Source organism: Ferrovibrio sp., assembly GCF_019636075.1.
Taxonomy (GTDB): domain Bacteria; phylum Pseudomonadota; class Alphaproteobacteria; order Ferrovibrionales; family Ferrovibrionaceae; genus Ferrovibrio.
Genome location: NZ_JAHBYG010000001.1, coordinates 142,376 through 160,758, shown reverse-complemented (window position 1 = coordinate 160,758; position 18,383 = coordinate 142,376). Strand labels below are relative to the sequence as shown.

17 protein-coding genes are annotated in these 18,383 nt (G+C 62.9%); 6 read left to right on the top strand and 11 right to left on the bottom strand.

Going from position 1 to position 18,383, the window contains the following annotated elements:
• Positions 1–18: 18 nt before the first annotated feature.
• Together glp and mobB are read right to left on the bottom strand one after the other, a co-directional pair.
• Positions 19–1,278, bottom strand: a complete 1,260-nt coding sequence (gene glp / locus KF827_RS00755) for a gephyrin-like molybdotransferase Glp (RefSeq protein ID WP_290998238.1) — start codon at positions 1,276–1,278, stop codon at positions 19–21.
• Positions 1,265–1,816: a molybdopterin-guanine dinucleotide biosynthesis protein B gene (gene mobB, locus KF827_RS00750; protein WP_290998235.1), complete on the bottom strand. Its 552-nt coding sequence runs from the start codon at positions 1,814–1,816 to the stop codon at positions 1,265–1,267. The genes glp and mobB overlap by 14 nt, the downstream gene beginning before the upstream one ends.
• 278 nt (positions 1,817–2,094) lie before the next feature.
• Here mobB and KF827_RS00745 point away from each other — a divergent pair, with 278 nt between their 5' ends.
• A complete protein-coding gene (locus KF827_RS00745; protein ID WP_290998232.1) occupies positions 2,095–2,700 on the top strand; it encodes a superoxide dismutase in 606 nt (201 codons plus the stop codon).
• 275 nt (positions 2,701–2,975) lie between these two features.
• Here KF827_RS00745 and argB read toward each other — a convergent pair whose 3' ends face one another.
• From argB to rpmH, 6 genes are all read right to left on the bottom strand, one after another.
• Complete coding sequence (gene argB / locus KF827_RS00740) at positions 2,976–3,893, bottom strand: acetylglutamate kinase (protein ID WP_290998229.1); 918 nt, start codon at positions 3,891–3,893, stop codon at positions 2,976–2,978.
• A 73-nt stretch (positions 3,894–3,966) separates the two neighbouring features.
• Entirely contained in the window at positions 3,967–4,605 is a 639-nt protein-coding gene (gene yihA / locus KF827_RS00735; RefSeq protein WP_290998226.1) for a ribosome biogenesis GTP-binding protein YihA/YsxC, read from the bottom strand.
• Positions 4,606–6,468 (bottom strand): membrane protein insertase YidC, encoded by a 1,863-nt coding sequence (yidC, locus tag KF827_RS00730; RefSeq protein ID WP_290998223.1) that lies wholly within the window; start codon positions 6,466–6,468, stop codon positions 4,606–4,608.
• Positions 6,469–6,473: 5 nt separating this feature from the next.
• A complete protein-coding gene (gene yidD / locus KF827_RS00725) occupies positions 6,474–6,734 on the bottom strand; it encodes a membrane protein insertion efficiency factor YidD (protein WP_290998220.1) in 261 nt (86 codons plus the stop codon).
• A 73-nt stretch (positions 6,735–6,807) separates the two neighbouring features.
• Positions 6,808–7,305, bottom strand: a complete 498-nt coding sequence (locus KF827_RS00720; RefSeq protein ID WP_290998216.1) for a ribonuclease P protein component — start codon at positions 7,303–7,305, stop codon at positions 6,808–6,810.
• A gap of 10 nt (positions 7,306–7,315) precedes the next feature.
• Positions 7,316–7,450: a 50S ribosomal protein L34 gene (rpmH, locus tag KF827_RS00715; protein WP_290998214.1), complete on the bottom strand. Its 135-nt coding sequence runs from the start codon at positions 7,448–7,450 to the stop codon at positions 7,316–7,318.
• 325 nt (positions 7,451–7,775) lie between these two features.
• On the opposite strand from rpmH, the gene rpmB reads away from it, so the two are divergent.
• Positions 7,776–8,069 (top strand): 50S ribosomal protein L28, encoded by a 294-nt coding sequence (gene rpmB, locus KF827_RS00710; RefSeq protein WP_290998211.1) that lies wholly within the window; start codon positions 7,776–7,778, stop codon positions 8,067–8,069.
• 68 nt (positions 8,070–8,137) lie between these two features.
• On the opposite strand, the gene KF827_RS00705 is transcribed toward rpmB, so the two are convergent.
• The gene (locus tag KF827_RS00705) at positions 8,138–8,995 is read right to left on the bottom strand and encodes an esterase-like activity of phytase family protein (protein WP_290998208.1); all 858 of its coding nucleotides are present in this window, start codon (positions 8,993–8,995) and stop codon (positions 8,138–8,140) included.
• Between the two features lie 267 nt (positions 8,996–9,262).
• On the opposite strand from KF827_RS00705, the gene KF827_RS00700 reads away from it, so the two are divergent.
• Positions 9,263–13,036: a PAS-domain containing protein gene (locus KF827_RS00700; protein WP_290998203.1), complete on the top strand. Its 3,774-nt coding sequence runs from the start codon at positions 9,263–9,265 to the stop codon at positions 13,034–13,036.
• Between the two features lie 9 nt (positions 13,037–13,045).
• Here the strand turns inward: KF827_RS00700 and KF827_RS00695 are convergent, their stop codons facing one another.
• Complete coding sequence (locus tag KF827_RS00695) at positions 13,046–14,257, bottom strand: pentapeptide repeat-containing protein (RefSeq protein ID WP_290998200.1); 1,212 nt, start codon at positions 14,255–14,257, stop codon at positions 13,046–13,048.
• A gap of 193 nt (positions 14,258–14,450) precedes the next feature.
• The gene (locus KF827_RS00690) at positions 14,451–15,128 is read right to left on the bottom strand and encodes a GntR family transcriptional regulator (protein ID WP_290998197.1); all 678 of its coding nucleotides are present in this window, start codon (positions 15,126–15,128) and stop codon (positions 14,451–14,453) included.
• A gap of 239 nt (positions 15,129–15,367) precedes the next feature.
• Here KF827_RS00690 and KF827_RS00685 point away from each other — a divergent pair, with 239 nt between their 5' ends.
• The 3 genes from KF827_RS00685 to KF827_RS00675 are packed head-to-tail and all read left to right on the top strand — an operon-like array spanning position 15,368 to position 18,380.
• Positions 15,368–16,432 carry an extracellular solute-binding protein gene (locus KF827_RS00685; protein ID WP_290998187.1) on the top strand — a complete coding sequence of 355 codons (1,065 nt, stop codon included), beginning with the start codon at positions 15,368–15,370 and terminating at the stop codon, positions 16,430–16,432.
• Between the two features lie 14 nt (positions 16,433–16,446).
• A complete protein-coding gene (locus tag KF827_RS00680; protein WP_290998183.1) occupies positions 16,447–17,544 on the top strand; it encodes an ABC transporter ATP-binding protein in 1,098 nt (365 codons plus the stop codon).
• Positions 17,541–18,380 carry an ABC transporter permease gene (locus KF827_RS00675; RefSeq protein ID WP_290998180.1) on the top strand — a complete coding sequence of 280 codons (840 nt, stop codon included), beginning with the start codon at positions 17,541–17,543 and terminating at the stop codon, positions 18,378–18,380. Before KF827_RS00680 ends, KF827_RS00675 begins: the two co-directional genes overlap by 4 nt.
• The last annotated feature ends 3 nt before the right edge of the window (positions 18,381–18,383 follow it).

Sequence of the window (18,383 nt, the reverse complement as noted above, 5' to 3'; positions counted from 1 at the left end):
AGCCCGGTTTTCCGATCTTCAAAATCCCAGCATCTCGCGGGGATAGAATAGCAGCCGGTCGCCGGGCCGGATGCCGGTCTGGTCCTGCGCCAGATCGAGCACGCCATCGCTGCCGGTAAGCGAACCGATCACGGCCGCACCATCCAGCGGATATTTACGGGCCAGCCAGCCGCCATCCGGCCCCGGATAAAGGCTGGCGCGCAGCCATTCGCGCCGGCCCGGCTTTTTCTCGAAATGGAAATCCGCCTGCACCGCAAAGCCCTGCAGCAGGGGCAATGCATAGCCGGCCAGCCTGGCCAGCAGGGGCCGTGCGAAAAACGCGAAGGTGAGCGCCGCCGCCGCCGGATTGCCAGGCAGCCCGAAATAGGCCGCGGAAGCGATCCGCCCCAGCGCCACTGGCCGCCCGGGCTTGATCGCCAGACGCCACAGATGCAGCGAACCCAGGGCGGTGATGGCCGCCTTCACGTGATCCTCCTCGCCCGCCGACACGCCGCCGGAGCTGATCACCGCATCATGCCCGCTGGCCGCTTCGGCAAGCGTGCTGCGCAAAGCCTCGGGCCGGTCTGGCTGGATGCCAAGATCGGTAACGGCGCAGCCCAGCCGCCTCAGCAGGCCGGCCAGCATGGGGCGGTTGGCATCGTATATCCCGCCGAGCGGCAGGCTGGCGCCGGCCTCGTGCACCTCATCGCCGGTAGACAGCAGCGCCACCCGCAACGGCTTGTAAACCCGCAGGCTGCCATGGCCGCAAGCCGCCACCAGGGCCAGTTCGGCCGGGCCGAGCCGGCGGCCTATGGCCAGGGCCTGCCTGCCGGCGGCGATATCCTCGCCCGCCAGGCGGCAATTGGCCCCCTTGGCGATGCCGGCGGGCAGCCATACCTGCCCGCCCTCCAGGCGGCAATCCTCCTGCATCAGCACGGTGTCGAGGCCAGCCGGCATCGGCGCCCCGGTGAAAATGCGCACGGCATGGCCGGCCGGCACCGGGCCGGTATAGGGCCGGCCGGCAGCCGCACGGCCCAGCAGGGTCAATCGCGTGGGCGCCCCTTGCGACAGATCGGCATAGCGCACGGCATAGCCATCCATGGCGGCATTGTTGGCCGGCGGCACATCCAGCCGTGCCAGCACCGGCTCGGCGAGCGCGCGGCCCAGGCAAGCGCCGAGCGGCAGGCTTTCGCTATCGACAACCGGCTCCAGGCGCGACAACAGATCGGCCAGGGCGGCATCCAGGCTTTGCAGCCCGCCGCCGTCATGGGCGAAGCAATCGTCGCTAAGCCGCGCCATGGCGGCTTCCCTGCCCATGCAAATGCGACCCCGGCCAAAGCGGCGCGCTGCGCATCCAGGTCTGGATGAAATCCGCGATGCCGGCGGCATCGTCGATATCCAGGCGCGGCGCCGTGCGGTGCGGCGGATCGGTATCGCACGCCACGGCTATGATTGCCGGATCGTCGGGCTGCAGCAGCGGCTGGCCGTTGGCCTGGCGCCAGATCTCGATCTTGGCATGGCCCTCGCGCTTGTAGCCCTCCACCAGCACCAGATCCACCGGGCTCATGCGGGCAAGCAGCGCCTCCAGCCCGGGCTCTGGTTGATCGCGCAATTCATGCAGGATGGCATAGCGCCGGGCCGAGGCGATCAGCACCTCGCTGGCGCCGGCGGCGCGATGGCGGTAGCTATCCTTGCCCGGCACATCCACATCGAAACCATGATGCGCATGTTTCAGCGTGGAAACCCGCATTCCGCGCGACACCAGCAATGGAATCAGCTTTTCCAGCAAGGTTGTCTTGCCGGCGCCGCTAAAACCCGTGATGCCCAAAACCCGCATCTCAATGCCTTTCATTGCCGCAAATAGGCCGCCGGACTGGATTTTTGTCTCTACCGCCATACTGTTACAGGATCGGCCCTGGACCACCAAGGGCCCTGGACTAGCAAGATTTTGAGCTTGGCTGGGCCTTGTAGCCGATACGGGAAGCATGCGGCAGGGCAAACAATTTTTCCCCTGGCCATGTAGGCCCCCCGGCGCGGTTTGGGTATTCTGGCCCTCCCCGCCCGGGCATTTCCATTCCGCCCGGATAAACGAACAATCTTCGAAGGATTTTGGTCATGACCGCCCCTTTCTCGCTGATGAAACTCCCCTATGCCGATGATGCGCTCAGCCCGGTGATCAACGCCGGCACGATCGGCTTCCATTACGGCAAGCATCACAACACCTATGTGGTGAACCTGAACAAATTCGCCGCCGATGACGCCTCGCTGCAGGGCAAGAGCCTGGAGCAGATTATCAAGGATGCCGCCGGCAAGGCCGACAAGGTGGGCGTGTTCAACAACGCAGCCCAGGTCTGGAACCATGATTTCTACTGGCTGTCGCTGAAGGCCAATGGCGGCGGCAAGCCCAGCGGCAAGATCGCCGATCTGATCAAGGACAGCTTCGGCGACTACGACAAGTTCAAGGCCGATTTCGCCGCCGCCGCCGTGGGCCAGTTCGGCTCGGGCTGGGCCTGGCTGTGCAAGGAAGGCGGCAAGCTGACCATCCGCAAGACCCCGAATGCCGAAACCCCGATCACCGTGGCCGGCGTCACCCCGCTGCTCACCATCGACGTGTGGGAGCATGCCTATTACCTGGATTGGCAGAACCGCCGCCCCGATTACGCCAATGCCGTGATCGACAAGCTGCTGAACTGGGACTTCGCGGAAAAGAATCTCGGCTGAGCGTCGCAGCCGACGCCGATGAAACGAAACGGCCGGGCATTGCCCGGCCGTTTTTGTTTCGGCAATCACACGGCACGCCAAAGAGCGCCTGCTGGATTTCAAAAAAACCGTCACCCTCGGGCTTGTCCCGGGGGGCCATCTTTCGGCACCCATGCTGGGTCCGGCATGGACCCTCGCAACGAGTGCGAGGGTGACGAAGGAAGGGGGACCGCTCCGCCAGGGCGTGCGTTCAATTCCCCCAGCCCGTCAGGGCGTGCGTTCAATCACCCAGCCCGTCAGGGCGTCCGCTCTATCATCGTGCCCACGCCATGGGCGGTGAACAATTCCAGCAGCAGCACATGCGGGATGCGGCCATCCAGGATATGCGCCGCCTGCACGCCGCCGCGCACGGCATCCAGGCATGTTTCCAGCTTGGGGATCATGCCGCCCGAGATGGTGCCATCGCCCATCAGCACCAGCGCTTCCTTGGTGGTAAGCGTGGGGATCAGGTGTTTTTCCTTGTTCAGCACGCCGGCCACATCGGTGAGCATCAGCAGCTTGCTGGCCCCCATGGCAGCAGCAATCGCGCCGGCAGCCGTATCGGCGTTGATGTTATAGGTCTCGCCATGGTCGCCAACGCCCACCGGCGCCACCACCGGAATGATGTTGGAATTCTGCAGCGTGCGCAGGATTTCCGGGTTGACCCGGGTGGGCTCGCCGACAAAACCGAGATCCAGCAGCTTCTCGATATTGGAACCGGGATCGCGCACCGAGCGCCGCAGCTTGCGGGCCTCGATCAACCGGCCATCCTTGCCCGACAGGCCGATGCCGGTGCCGCCGGCGCCGTTGATGGCGGTGACAACCTGCTTGTTGATGGACCCGGCCAGCACCATCTCCACCACCTCTACGGTGGCCTGATCGGTGACGCGCAAACCATCGATGAACTCGCTCTTGATCTTCAGGCGCTCCAGCATCGCGCCGATCTGCGGGCCGCCGCCATGCACCACGATGGGGTTGATGCCGACCTGCTTGATCAGCACCACATCGCGGGCGAATTCATTGGCCAGATGCTCGTCGCCCATGGCATGGCCGCCGTATTTGATCACCATGGTCTGGCCGGCGAAGCGGCGCATATAGGGCAGCGCCTCCGACAATACCTTGGCGGTATCCTGCAAATGCGCTTCGAGCGGCTTGGGGCCAGAGGTCTTCATCATGGGTAAACGTCCCGGATTTTCGTCTTATGGCGCGGGCGGTTATAGCCGATGGGGCCTTTCTAGGCCACCCCTGTCAGGCGAGCTCTGCGATTTCCGCCCGCAATTCAGGGATGCCCAGGCCGGCATAGCTGGAGGTGACCAGCACATCGGGATGGGCAGCCACCCGGCGCTTCACCCGCGCCTGCGTGGCGGCCAGCGTGGCGGCCAGTTCGGCCGGCTTGGTCTTGTCGGCCTTGGTCAGCACGATCTGGTAGACCACCGCCGCCTCGTCGAACACGCCCATCACATCCTCATCGGAATCCTTGATGCCATGCCTGCTATCCACCATCAGCAGCACGCGGCGCAGATTGGGCCGGCCCTTGAGGAAATCCAGCGTCAGGCGCGTCCAGTCGGCGGCAGCCTGCTTGCCCACCTTGGAATAACCATAGCCCGGCAGATCGACCAGCCAGAGCTTAGCCCCGAGTTCAAAGAAATTGAGCTGCTGGGTGCGGCCCGGCGTATTGGACACGCGCGCCAGGGTTTTGCGGCCGGTCAGCGCATTGACCAGGCTGGACTTGCCCACGTTGGACCGGCCGGCAAAAGCCACTTCCGGCAAACCCGGCGGCGGCAGCATCTCAACCGTGGCGGCGCCGGCCTTGAATTCGCAGGGACCGGCGAATAGCAGCCGGCCCCGCTCCATCTGCTCCGGCGAATACGTGCCGGCGTTTGCCATCTACTTCTTGCCGGAGGGCTTGGCGGCGTCGGGCTTGGCCGCGTCCGTATCCGCACCGCCGCCGATCTTCACGCCCATGCGGCGCATGATGATGATCTGCTGGATGATGCTGAGCGTGTTGTTCCACGACCAGTAGATCACCAGGCCGGAGGCGAAGGAGCCAAGCATGAAGGTGAAGATGATCGGCATCAGGCCGAAAATCTTGGCCTGCACCGGATCCGGCGGCTGCGGGTTCAGACGCATCTGCAGCCACATGGTGACACCCATGATGATCGGCCAGATGCCCAGCGAAACGATATGCAGCATGCCGCCCACGGCAAACACCGCCGGCACGTCATACGGCAACAGGCCGAACAGGTTGATCCACGAAGTGGGATCGGGCGCCGAAAGATCCTTGATCCAGCCGAAGAACGGCGCATGGCGCATTTCGATGGTGATGTAGAGCACCTTGTAGAGCGCGAAGAAGACCGGAATCTGCAGCAGGATCGGCAAGCAGCCGGCCGCCGGATTCACCTTTTCGCGCTTGTAGAGATCCATCAGCTCGCGCTGCATCTGCTCGCGATTCTCGCCATGGCGTTCGCGCAGCTTCTGCATCTCGGGCTGCAGCTTCTTCATCGCGCTCATCGCCACATAGGATTTGTAGGCCAGCGGGAAGAACAGCAGCTTCACCGCCACGGTGAAGAGCAGCATGGCGATGCCGATCGAGCCGACCACGCCATGGATCCAGTCGATGGCGAAGAAGATCGGCTTGGTGAGGAAATGGAACCAGCCCCAGTCGATGGCCAATTCGAAGCGCGGGATATTCTGCTGCTCTTCGTAGCGGTCGATCAGCTTGGTCTGCTTGGCGCCGGCATAAAGCAGGCCGGCCGATTGCGCCTTGGCGCCGGCGGCAACCGTAACGCCGCCGCCCAGCCAGTCGGTCTGATACCGATCCACGCCATTCACATTGCTGTGGCTGAAGCGTGCCTTCACATTCTGCTGCACGCCGGGCACCAGCGCGGCAAGCCAGTATTTGTCGGTAAGGCCGAGCCAGCCGCCCACGGAATCGACCTCGATCGACTTCTCCTTCACCATGTCGGAATAGCTGAGTTCCTTCAGCGTGGCCTTCTCGTCGGCCTTGGGGCGGAACACGCCGAGCGGACCTTCATGCAGGATATAGAGGCCATCGGTCTTGGGCGTGCCGTGGCGCGACAGCAGGCCATAGGGGAACAACGTCACCGGCTTGTCGGTCTTGTTCTCCACGCCCTGGGTGACGGTGAACAGGAAATCCCGATCCAGCGCAATCACGCGGGTGAAGATCAGGCCTTCGCCGTTATCCCAACTCAGCGTCACGCTATCATCGGGCTTCAGCGTGGTCTTGTCGGCGCTCCACTGGGTTTGCGGGCCAGGCAGTTTCACGCTGGCATCGGGCGCGGCGGTCCAGCCGAACTCGGCGTAATAGGCATGCGGTGTGCCGGCCGGAGAGAACAGCGTGATCGCCGGGCTCTTGGGATCGATGGTCTCACGATAATCGGGCAGAATCACATCATCGATGCGGCCGCCCACCAGGTTGATCGAACCGCGCAGGCGCTGGCCATCCACGGTGATGCGCGCGGTCTGCGCAAGGGCCGCATCGCGGCTCTGCGGCAGGGCCGCGCCGGCCTGGCCCGGCAAAGCCGGCAACTGGCTGAGGCCCGGCTGGGCCGCCTGACCCGGAGTCGGTGCCGTGCTGCCGGCCTGGCCGTTGGTCTGGCTCACCGTCTGCTGTTGGGCCTGCTGCTGGCGCTGGCGTTCCTGCTTGGGTGCTTCCACGAAAAACTGGAAGCCCAGCATGATGGCCACCGAAAGCGCGATGGCGATAATGAGATTCTTCTGATCCGACATCAGGATTAATCCGCCTTGTTGGGCAATGCCGGCACATCTTCCGGCAAAGCGGGAACAGGATCGAAGCCACTGCCCCCGAAGGGATTGCAGCGGGCCAGCCGCCAGGCAGCGAGCGCACCGCCACGCAGCGCACCATGCCGTTCCAGCGCCTCGAGCGCATAGCACGAGCAGGTCGGCTGGAAGCGGCAGTTATGCCCCACCCAGGGGGATAGAAACAACCGGTAGGCCTGCACCGGCAGCGCAAGAATGCGTGCGCCCGGTGTCATAATGCCACCCCGGTTACGATACAGCCCGTCATGATGAGGCCGATCATGATGAAGCCGGTCATGATGAAGCCGGTCATGATGCTGCCCCATCCCGCCACAGGCGCAGTTTGCGCAGGGCGCGCTCCAGATCGCCCCGCAACTCGGCATAGGGCCGAGCCGGCGTGGCCTGGCGCGCCACCAGCACATAGGCATGGCCGGGCATGGCATGGCGGGGCAGATATTCGGCCGCCAGCGCCTTCAGGCGGCGGCGGGCGCGATTACGCAGCACCGCATTGCCAACCTTGCGGGAGGCCGTGAAGCCGACAGGCATGGTTTTTTGATCGGATTCGGCTTGATCGGATTCAGCTTGATCGGATTCAGGGGCAGCCTGCAGCAGCAAGCCAGGCTGCACGGCGCGGCGTTCGGCGGATTGAACGCGCAGGTAATCGGCGCGGCGCAGAATACGCGCCAGACCGTTCACGATCTTGGGTGGTTTACCCGGCTTGCCAGGCTTTGCAGCCTGGTCACCGCCAGACCCCTGGTTCGGGCCCTGTTTCGGGCCCCGGTTTTCCCGGCGGCCGGCGGCAAGCATGGCTGAAGAATCAGGCCGAAAGCTTCTTGCGGCCGGCAGAACGACGAGCCGAAATCACCTTCTGACCACCCTTGGTGGCCATGCGGGCGCGGAAGCCATGACGGCGCTTGCGCACCAGCTTGCTGGGTTGATAGGTCCGTTTCACGACACCACTCCGTCCAAAGTCAGTCTAAACCGTGCAAAGCGCAGGTTTTCCGCCCCCGGCATTCCGGGAAATCGAGCAAAACCGCGCAAAAGCGCAAAAAAGGGCCTGATGGCAGGCCCCGCCGAATTTCGGCCCGGTGTATAGGGGTTTGCGGGCCAGGAGTCAACCGCATAGGTCGCCTCATGGGCAGACCGTATATAAGAGGCCACACCCAAGCGCAAACCGAGGCAAAATGGCGCGAATGCCATTGACGGGGCGGGCCACAGCCCCTATAACCCGCCCCGATTTCGGATTCCCCAGTATTATTGAGAGAAAGAGGTGCGTCATGGCTCGTCGTTGTGAAGTGACCGGCAAGGGCGTTCAGTTCGGTCATAATGTGAGCCACGCAAACAACAAGACCCTGCGTCGCTTCATGCCGAACCTGCATGCGGTGACCCTGATCTCCGAGGCGCTTGGCCGCGGCGTGAAGCTGCGTCTGTCGGCCCAGGGCCTGCGCTCGGTGGAGCATAACGGTGGCCTGGACAATTGGCTGGTGAAGACCGCCGATACCAAGCTGTCTGACGATGCCCGCAAGCTGAAGCGCCAGATCAAGAAGCTGATTGCCAAGCAGGCCGCCTAAAGCCTGACTTTCCGGTAAATAAACCACCCTAAGCCCGCCCCCCTTGAACAGGGGCGGGCTTTGTGTTTTCAAGGCTCCAGCCGGAAAATCAGCAGCAATGTGCGCTGCGAGCGGCTGTGATTGTCGTCCGACATCAAATACAGCCACGGCGCTCCATCGGGGCCGATCCGGACATCCATCGCTTCGAGATTGTCGTTGGCATAGGGCCGCATCCATTCGGCCAGCCGCTCGGGCTGCAATACGCCGCCGGCCTCGATGGCCTGCCCCGACACCCGGCTCAACCGCACCGCCCACCCCGCCAGCCAGCGAAAATCCCGCTCCAGCACCAGGATATCCCTGCGATTCCCTGGCAGTTTCACGGCATCGGTGGGCCGGAAATCCCCTGTCAGCGGCCAGGACAGCCGAGTCCATTCCCCCGCGCGGCGCAGCCAGAGCGGCGCAAAGCCGGCTTCACCGGGCAATGGCTGCTCGGCCAGCAGCAGCAAATCCGCCGCCTGGCCATTATTCGCGCCCAGCAAGACCACCGATTCCAGCCCGCCATTGCCAGGCAGCCGGGCGATATCGCCGGGCAACGGGATTTCCAACGGTGGCGCCCTGCCTTCCGGGCCGCCGGGGTAATACAGCAGCCGGTGGCGGCGCTCGAAACTGACCCAGGCAGCGCCGGATTCGTCGCGCCGCAGACCTTCCGCATCGGTGCTTTGCCGCCCCTCCAGCACCCGGCCATCCGGCCCCAGCAGCGGCCGCAGCGCCGCTATGCGCACCATGCCGGGCACACCATCGGGCCGCAGCGCGAATTCCATCCGCAGCCAATGGCCGCGATCCGATACCGCCCAGGCGCCGCCGCCATCGGCATCCACGCTCAGCCCGGAATAACCGCCGAAGCGTGAATCATCCGAGGCCAGGATCAACCCACCCAGATACCGCAAGGCCCCAAGCCGTGTATCCTCGGGCAGCCCAGGATTGAGTTCCAGCGCCGCCGAATTAACCGATAGAGTGTTGTTTTCATTCGCAGGCTGCGAAAAAGCCGCCGGACCATGGCAAAGCCCGGCCGATGCGAAAAGGCAAATTGCCCAAAACCGCATCATTGCTGTTAAACTGCGGGGATACCGAGGGAAAGCCGCCATCCGATCTCCGGCCGAATAAGAATGCAACATCGCAAGCCTAGCAATATCGCGCTACCGTTGTCCGCCTTCATGGCGTTGATTTTGCTGTCGCTGGCGATTGCCGTCGGCGTGCAGCTGACCCGCCAGCGCACCGACGATCTCGAACAGGCCAAACGCAGCGCCGAAAGCCTTGCGCGCGTGCTGGACGAACATGCCGCGCGCACCTTTTCAAGCGCCGATCTGTTTTTGCAATATTTCGCCGACACGCTCTCCGACGACGATTTGCATTCGTCCAGCGAATTGCGCAGCACCAGCCAGCATATGGGGCGACTGATCGACGACCTGCCGCAATTGCGCGGCTTTGTGATCACCGATGAAAACGGCGATGTGATGGCTGAAAGCACTGCCGATCCGCCGCATCGGCTGAACCTGTCTGATCGCCGCTATTTCAAAATTCACGCTGAGCGGCCGGATGCCGGCATGTTCATCGACGAACCGACCCAGAGCCGTTTCAGCGGCGCCTGGATCATTTCGCTCAGCCGACGGATCGAAAGAGCCGATGGCAGTTTCGCCGGCGTGGTGGCCGTGGGTGTCGATCCGGAATATTTCGCCAATCTCTATCGTCGCCTGCAGCCGCATGAGGATTCCATGCTGGGGCTGTACAACACCAACGGCACCAGGCTGATGCGCCACACCCTGCGCCAGCAGGATATCGGCACATCGGATGCCAATCTTTCGCTGTTCCGCACGTTTTTGCAGCAAGCCGGCAACGGCCGCTATTATAGCAGCGGCATTTCCGATGGCATCAAGCGGCATATTGCCTATCGCAGCGTGGCCGGCTATCCGCTGGTGGTGGTTGCCGGGGTTTCCGAAGCCAGCGCGCTGGCCCGCTGGCAACAGAATCTACGCACCGATCTGGTTGTGCTGCTGGTGGCCGCCCTGCTCAGCCTGGCGCTGGGATTGCTGCTGAACCGCCAGATGCGCGCCACACGGCGGGCGGAACAACGATTGTTCGATGCCATCGAGCGCGCACCCGATGCCTTCGTGCTCTACGACAAGAACGACCGGCTTATGCTGTTCAACCAGCGTGCCGCCGATTTCTATCCGGCGCTGAAAGGTCCGATCCCTCACGGCCGCAGCTATCAAGATCTGCTGCAACAGGATATCGCCGGCGGCCATGTGGCGATGGATGAGAAGGCTTTTGCCGATTGGATGTCGTTGCGCGACGATAAATTGCGCAAACAGCGCAGTGGCTTCACGGTGGAAACCGTACTGAAAAACGGTCGCTGGCTGCGCATCTCGGAAATGCCCACCGCGGATGGCGGTTTTGTCGGCGTGGCCGGCGATATCACCGCGTTGAAGCAGGCCGAAGCCCGCCTGCGCGATGCGCTTTCAGCCGTGGATGAAGGCTTCGCGCTCTATGATCCGCAGGGCCGCCTGGTACTGGCCAACAAGCTTTTCTACGATTTCACCGGACACGATCCGGCAATCGTGAAACCCGGCACCCATGGCATGGAGCTGCTTGCCATGATGGCCGAACGCGAATTCGCCCATCTATCGGCAGAAGAAGCCAAAGCCGCGCTTGATGCGGCACGCGAGGATTTTCTGCATCCCAGCGGCGTGCCGATGGATTTGCAATATCGGCCGGATTTCTGGCTGCGCATCACCCACCAACGCACCGCCGAAGGCGGCACAATGGCAACCTATGCCGATATCTCCGATATCAAGCGCACCGAACAGCGCCTGCTGGCCGCCATCGACAGCATGCCCGATGGCTTCGTGCTGTATGATGCCGATGGCGTATTGCAACTTGCCAATCGCCGCTTCTACGAAATATCCGGCTACGATCCCGCCCTCGTGAAGGTGGGCATGCATTTCGAGCAATTGCTTGCCGAGTTCCACCGGCTCAACCATGGTAAGAATCCGGTGGTGGATGTGGATGCCATGATCCGGCAATTGCGCGAAGGTGTGATCAACCCCGTATCCACGCCGTTGATCGCCGAATTGCGCCCTGGTTTCTGGATACAGATTTCCCGCCATAAATTGGCCGATGGCGGTGTGATCTCGCTGTTCAGCGATATTTCCGCGATCAAACGCGCCGAGCAGCAGTTGGTCGATGCCATCGAAAGCATTTCCGAAGGCTTTGTGCTGTACGATCGCCAAAACCGCCTGGTGCTGTGCAACAGCCGGTTCCGCGAATACCACCCGGAGCTGGTGCCCCTGCTGCGCCCGGGCATGTCGTTCGCCGATATCCTGCAGCCCGGCAACCGCAGCAGCGACGGCCCCGCCAGGCTGAATAACAATGGGCGTGCAAACGCCGAAGCCGCGATGATCGGCATGGGCAACAGCGAATTGCACCTGAACGATGGCCGCTGGCTGCGCACCACCGAACGCCGCACCTCCGATGGCGGTCTGGTTGGCGTCAGCACCGATATCACCGCGCTGAAGCAGCAGCAGACCATCCTGGAGCGCAATCTCTCCGATCTGGAAGTCGCCAAGCAGCAATTGGAGGAGCAGGCCTCGCGGCTGGGCGACCTGGCCGACCGCTATGCCTTGGAGAAAGAGCGTGCCGAGGCCGCAAATCGCGCGAAGTCCGACTTTCTGGCCATGATGAGCCACGAAATCCGCACGCCGCTGAATGGCGTGCTGGGCAGCATCGGCCTGCTGGGCGATACCGGGCTGGATGCCGAACAGCGCCGCCTGATGGCTGCCGCGCGCGAATCCGCCGAGCATCTGCTCACTCTGCTGAACGACATTCTCGATTTCTCCAAACTGGAGGCCGGCAAGGTGCGGCTGGATGAAATCGACTTCGACCTGCCGCGCCTGGTGGAAAGCGTTGCCTTCATGATGCGGCCGCGTGCGCTGACCCGCGGCATCGGTTTCGATGTAGCGATCTCGCCCGATGTACCGCGCTATCTGCGTGGCGACCCCAGCCGCATCCGGCAGATATTGTTCAACCTGGCCGGCAACGCCGTGAAATTCACCGATCGCGGCAGCGTGTTGATCCGGGTGACGGCAGATGCCGCCGATACGCATGGTATCCGGTCGATTACCATTGGCGTGGAGGATACCGGCATCGGCATCGCCGCCGACAAGCTGGCCGAACTCTTCACCCATTTCACTCAGGCCGACCGCTCGATCAGCCGGCGGTTCGGCGGCACCGGGCTTGGCCTGGCGATCAGCAAGCAGCTTGTGGAAATGATGGGCGGGCGGATCGGCGTCGAAAGCCAGGAATGGCACGGCAGCCGTTTCTGGTTCGCCCTGCCGCTGGCGGAGGGCACCGCGCCCGCCGAAACCGAAAGCGTTTCCACCGCCGATCTGCAACGCACCACGGGCGGCCGCGCGCTGCGGGTGCTGGTGGCCGAAGACAATCAGGTGAACCAGCTGGTGGTGGCTACCATGCTGCGCCGCCTGGGCCATCATGTGGATCTCGTCACCAACGGCGTGGAGGCCTGCGCCGCCGTGCAGAATGCGCCCTACGATGTGGTGCTGATGGACATGCAGATGCCGGAAATGGATGGCGTGGCGGCCACCAAGGCGATCCGGCGCCTGGGCGGCAGGCTGAGCCGGTTGCCCATCATCGCTCTGACCGCCAACGCCATGGAAGGCGACCGCGACATCTACATCAATGCCGGCATGAACGATTACGTGGCCAAGCCCATCGACATCACCGCGCTGGTGCGTGCGATCGGGCGGGCATTGGCCGGCCACTCCAGCGATGCGGCATCCAGCACCCCCGGTCATGCCGGCGATTCTGCGGCTGATGGCGGCATTGACGAAAGCAGCGAAGCCTTGAGCGACAAGGCACGTGCCGGCCTTACCGCCCTGCTGAGCCGGCTGCGCAAGAAAAACCAGAAAGGCTAGGGCGGAAACTTATTCCTGGCGTGCCGGCAGGCCCAGGCAGGCATCGATCAACGCGCCGTTCAGGATCAGCCGGCGATCGACTGCCTTGGTGAAATTGAGGCCGAACATGCGGGCCCCGGAAAAATCCACATCGGCCATGATCGCGCCATCGAAACGCGGATACACCATGCGACCGGTGCTTTCGCCCTGCGCGTTGTAAACTTCGGTGCCCACCACTTCGGCACCGCGAAAGCTGGCGCGCGACAGATCGGCGCTCTGAAACATGGTGCCGGCGCAAAGGCTGAGATCGAACCGCGCCGCGCGCAGGATGGCGCCGAGAAAATTGGTGAAGCCCAGTTGCGCGCGGGTGAAATCGGCGCCGGCCAGATCGGCATAGGCGAAATCCGCGCCACGCAGGTCGCAGCCTGAAAAATCCGCGCCGGTCATCTGCTGTTTGGTGAAGTCGGCGCGTGTGCCCTGCTCGCCTTCGCTGGCGATCCACAGGCTATGCTGCTGCAGCACCTGCTCAAGCTGCGGCGACAATTCCACGCCGTTGCGAATGATGGCGCCTTCCAGCTTGGCATTGCCCATGCGTGCCTTGCTGAGATCCACATTGCGCAGATTGGCGCCTTTCAGGTTGGCGCCATTGAAGTTGCAATGCTCCACCCGGGCACCGGTCAGGTTGGCGCCGGGCAATTCGGCATTGCTGAAATCGGCACCGCTGAGATCGGCACCGCTGAGATTGACCGACGACATCGAGGCCCCGGAAAAACTGGCCTCCCGCGCGGAGGATACCGACAAGTTGGCGCTTTCAAGCTGTGCGTTGGAAAAATCCGCGCCGTCGATCTGCGCCTCGCCCAGATTGATATTGCGGGTCGCCTCGCGGGTCTCGCCGGTTTCCTTGTTCACCTGCACAAGGCGGCCGGGGCGCATATCTGCGCCCTTGAACACGGTCTTCACCGCACGGACGGATTGGAGATTGGCGCCGCGCAGATCGGCGTTTTCAAGCGTGGCCGCAGAAATCTCGGCGCGCGTGAAATCCGCGTTGTAAAGATCGGTGCCCTTCATCCTGGCCCGGGCCAGCGAAGCGCGGATGAAGCGCGCGCCGGGCAGAATGGCATCGTCCAGAATCGCTTCGTTCAGCATCAGGCCGCAAAAATCCTCGCCCGAGCGCTGCATGCGCTTGCCGTCTTTTTTGCGCTGCACATACGCGGCATGCCGGTCGAGCATGACCGACAGCATGAAAGGTGGATCCTGGTAATCCATCATGGCGAAGCAAGGGGCTTAAGGGCCAAGAAAAGCAGTAACTATATATATACTTGTAGTGGCATGGCGCAATTGCCAAGGGGTTCATTCTGAAAAACTATTCTACAGTGTGGTTTCCCGTTCCCGCTGTATGAAAGCCGCCTGACAATCCATATGCTGGTTGCCCGGCTTATGGTTCCCGGGAGGCGAATAGCGCTGCTAGATCGGCATCCGGCCCACCTGCATGCTCAAGGTTTAGCCGGTTCTCGATATGGGTGAAATGCTCGCGCGAAAGCCGCAAGGCCGTAGCCAGGTCGCGCTGTCGCAGCGCCTGCACGATGCCGGCATGTTCATCCACCGCACAGACCGAGGATTGCGCCGGTTCGTAAACCGACACCATGAGCGACGAGCGGCTCAGCAACTCCCTCAAGAACCTGGATAATTCCGCATTGCCCAGGGAGTCGGTGAGCAGCAGGTGGAATGCCCCTGAAAGCCGGACCGACGCCGCGCGGTCGCCGCGCCCGGCAGCCTCGCGCTCTTGCGCCAGATGGGCATCGAGGGCCTGTAAAATACGGTCGTCCAGCCTGCGCAGCAGTTGCTCGATCACGCCGGCCTCGAAGACCCGATGCGCCTCGTAAATCATCCGTACATCGGCAACGCTGGGCCGGGGTACGAAACACCCGCGATTGGGGATGATTTCCAACCGCCGTTCAGCAGCCAGGCGATGCAGCAATTTACGGATACGCTCGCGCGAGACGCCGAAAATCGCCGCCAGTTTGTGTTCCGGCAATTTGGTGCCGGCCTTCAACCGCCCCTGCAGGATGGCGTCGGCTATCTCGCGATAAATCGCCTCATCTGCGCTCGCCATGTCAGAAGACCGTGACAAGCGCGCAATTTTTGTGCACACTTTTAATATAAAATGTGCACAAAAATTTCCAGGGATGGCCGATATGATGGGGCATATAATTCAAAATCCTTTATTCCTATATGGTTATACAAATTGTGCACATTTGGCACAAGCCTTGCGTAGCCCTCCTGGATCGCAAGCCGGCGGCAGACGGGCTCGCCCCGCCCTGCGAAAGGCGCCATTCTGACCAGGGGGACATAATGAACATCGCATCCTATTCGCAAGCCAAGCATTCTCGCCGCAGCTTTCTCAAAAGCGGTCTGACCGCCGGCGCCGCCATCGGCCTGGTCGGCATGCCGGGTCTGGTTCGCGCTCAGCCCAAGGAAATCGTTGTAGGCGGCCCCGCCGGCGCCGCCAAATATTTCAACGCCGATATCTTCCCGATCATCGAGAAGAAGCTGGGCGTGAAGATTCTCTATGAAGGCTCCAATTCGCTCACCAATCTGCAAAAGCTGCAGGCCGACAAAGCGGCGCCGAAAATGTCGGTGGTGGTGATGGACGATCCGGTGATGCTGGCCGCCGCCGATCAAGGCCTGATCGCCAAGATCGCACCGGCCGCCGTGCCCACCATGGGCAAGCTTGCGGCCACCACCATTCATCGCGATGGCTTGTGGGTGAATTACCAACAGCCCTGGGCCGGCATCGCTTTCAACAGCAGCCGCATGAAAACCCCGCCGGCAAGCTGGACCGCGCTGTGGGATGGCGCCAACAAGGGCCGTGTGATCGTGCCCTCGCTGAACAACACCGAAGGCTATTGGACCCTGCTGGTGGCCGCGCATCTGGAAACCGGCAAGCCGTTCAAGGATGCGCAATACGATATCGAGGCGGCGTTCAAGAAACTGAAAAGCCTGAAGCCCAACCTACTGAACATCTACACCAACGCCCCGCAGGCGATTAACCTGCTGGAGCAAGGCGAAGCCGCGATGATCGGCGGCCAGTTCTCGGCCTATACGCTGATCCGCAAGGCCGATGGTTCGCCGGTGGATTTGGCGATTCCGCAGGAAGGCGGTTTCGCCATGCCGTCTGGCCTCGCCAAGGTGTCCAATGGCCCCGGCGGCGATTTGGCCAATGCGGTGATCGACGCTTTCCTGAGCCCCGAGGTGCAGAGCGTGCTGGCAGCCAAGGCCTTCGTGGCGCCGGTCAATCCCGATGCCACCAAGCCGGCCGGCTTCCCCGATGCCGCCAAATTGTTTGCGCCGGATTGGGAGCATTTCGCCAAGGGCCGGCCGGCCTGGATCGAACGCTGGAACCGCGAGTTGCTGTGAGCGCGAAACCCGCCATGCAAGAGGAAACCGCACGCCCGGAAACCGCAAGGCTGCGTGTGCGCGCGGTTTCCAAACGCTTCGGTGCCGCCACCGTGCTGGACCGTGTGGACCTTGCGGTGGCGCCCGGCGAATTGGTGACCCTGCTCGGCCCTTCCGGCTGCGGCAAGACCACCTTGCTGCGGGCGATTGCCGGCCTGACCCTGCCCGATCAGGGCCAGGTGACGATTGCCGGCCGCGATGTCACCCGCATGCCGCCGCATAAGCGCAATATCGGCGTGGTGTTCCAGAATTACGCACTGTTTCCGCATCTCAATGTGCGCGACAATATCGGCTTCGGCCTGCACATCCAGGGCATGGCCAAGGCCGGCATGGCGGAAACCATCGAACGCTATCTCGGCCTGGTGCATCTGGCGCATCTGGCCGATAGGCCGATCTCGGCGCTTTCGGGCGGCCAGCAGCAACGCGTGGCGCTGGCCCGCGCATTGGCCGTGCAGCCCACCGTGGTGCTGTTCGACGAAGCCTTGAGCGCGCTGGATCGCAAGCTGCGCGAGGAAATGCAGGTGGAGTTGCGCCAGTTGCTGCGCGAGATCGGCGGCACGGCGATTTTCGTAACCCACGATCAAGACGAAGCGCTCACCATGTCTGATCGCATCGCGGTGATGCAGGGCGGACGGATCGAACAATATGCCGATCCGAAAACCATCTATGCCGAACCGGCTACGCTGTTTGCGATGTCGTTCATCGGATTGTCGACCCAGCTCAAGGGCCGCGTGACCGGTCAGGATGCCCAAGGCCTGATCGAAATCGACACCCAGGCTGGCCCGGTACGCGCACGGGCGAATTTCGCCATCGGCGCCAAAGTGGTGGTGGCGGTGCGGCCCGAGCATATTGGCATCGCGCCGCTTGGCAATGCCAACAGCGTCAGTGGCCGCCTGCGCATGGCGGTTTTCCATGGCGCGCATAGCATGTTGCATGTGGATGCCGCCAACGGCGCGCAGTTGCTGGCGCAGCTTGCCGGCGGTTCGCCGCAGCCCGAAGCCGGCGCCGCCGTAACCCTGCATTGGCCGGTGGACAAAACCTTCGTCTATCCCGATCCGGACGCAGCCTCATGAGCGGCAGACTGATCGGGCGCGAACGCATGCTGGGCTATGGCCTGCTGGTGCCGGCCATGCTGCCGCTATTGGGCCTGTTCATGCTGCCGTTGATGTTTCTGCTGCCGGTCAGCCTCACCGGTCCGCAGGGCGGCTTCGGCCTCACGGCCTATGGCAAGCTGCTGGGCGATGGCTATTACCTAGGCATCATCTGGAACTCGCTGAAATTCGCCAGCCTGACCACCGTCTTCGCTTTGCTGCTGGGCTATCCGGCGGCCTTCGGCCTGATCTATCTGCGCGGCCGCCTGCGCAGCCTGCTGCTGCTGACATTATTCCTGCCGCTATCCATCGGCGTGATCGTGAAGGCCTTTGCCTGGACCGTACTGCTGCGCTCCACCGGCGTGGTGAACAAGACACTGATGGCACTGCACATCATCGACGAGCCGATCCGGCTGATCTTCACCGAAACCGCGCTGATCGTAGGCGCGGTCAACATCTTCCTGCCATTCATGATCCTGCCGGTTTTTGCCGTGGTGGCGCAGATCGACCGCCGGCTGAACGAAGCCGCCGCCACGCTCGGCGCCCCGCCATTGCTGCGTTTCCTGCGTGTGACCTTGCCGCTCAGCCTGCCTGGCATCGTGGCCGGCACGGCACTGGTTTTTGCCCTGGCGGTATCGGCCTATGTGATCCCCACCCTGCTGATGGGCGAACGCTATCAAACCCTGCCGACACTGATCGCCAAGGCCTTCCTGCTCACCCGCGAACCGGCTTTCGGCGCGGCGGCCGGTGCCGTGCTGCTGGCGATTGCACTCACCGTGGTGATGCTCAGCGCCCGGCTGGGCCGGCCCAAATCGTGAGGA

Excerpts from the sequence above, each read along its gene's own strand:
- argB (WP_290998229.1), bottom strand. The coding sequence starts at position 3,893 with ATGATGAAGACCTCTGGCCCCAAGCCGCTCGAAGCGCATTTGCAGGAT.
- KF827_RS00690 (WP_290998197.1), bottom strand. The coding sequence starts at position 15,128 with ATGGCGAGCGCAGATGAGGCGATTTATCGCGAGATAGCCGACGCCATC.
- KF827_RS00695 (WP_290998200.1), bottom strand. The coding sequence starts at position 14,257 with ATGCTGTCGGTCATGCTCGACCGGCATGCCGCGTATGTGCAGCGCAAA.
- KF827_RS00720 (WP_290998216.1), bottom strand. The coding sequence starts at position 7,305 with ATGCTTGCCGCCGGCCGCCGGGAAAACCGGGGCCCGAAACAGGGCCCG.
- glp (WP_290998238.1), bottom strand. The coding sequence starts at position 1,278 with ATGGCGCGGCTTAGCGACGATTGCTTCGCCCATGACGGCGGCGGGCTG.
- KF827_RS00745 (WP_290998232.1), top strand. The coding sequence starts at position 2,095 with ATGACCGCCCCTTTCTCGCTGATGAAACTCCCCTATGCCGATGATGCG.
- KF827_RS00675 (WP_290998180.1), top strand. The coding sequence starts at position 17,541 with ATGAGCGGCAGACTGATCGGGCGCGAACGCATGCTGGGCTATGGCCTG.
- yidD (WP_290998220.1), bottom strand. The coding sequence starts at position 6,734 with ATGACACCGGGCGCACGCATTCTTGCGCTGCCGGTGCAGGCCTACCGG.
- rpmB (WP_290998211.1), top strand. The coding sequence starts at position 7,776 with ATGGCTCGTCGTTGTGAAGTGACCGGCAAGGGCGTTCAGTTCGGTCAT.
- KF827_RS00700 (WP_290998203.1), top strand. The coding sequence starts at position 9,263 with ATGGCGTTGATTTTGCTGTCGCTGGCGATTGCCGTCGGCGTGCAGCTG.
- yidC (WP_290998223.1), bottom strand. The coding sequence starts at position 6,468 with ATGTCGGATCAGAAGAATCTCATTATCGCCATCGCGCTTTCGGTGGCC.
- mobB (WP_290998235.1), bottom strand. The coding sequence starts at position 1,816 with ATGCGGGTTTTGGGCATCACGGGTTTTAGCGGCGCCGGCAAGACAACC.
- yihA (WP_290998226.1), bottom strand. The coding sequence starts at position 4,605 with ATGGCAAACGCCGGCACGTATTCGCCGGAGCAGATGGAGCGGGGCCGG.
- KF827_RS00685 (WP_290998187.1), top strand. The coding sequence starts at position 15,368 with ATGAACATCGCATCCTATTCGCAAGCCAAGCATTCTCGCCGCAGCTTT.
- KF827_RS00680 (WP_290998183.1), top strand. The coding sequence starts at position 16,447 with ATGCAAGAGGAAACCGCACGCCCGGAAACCGCAAGGCTGCGTGTGCGC.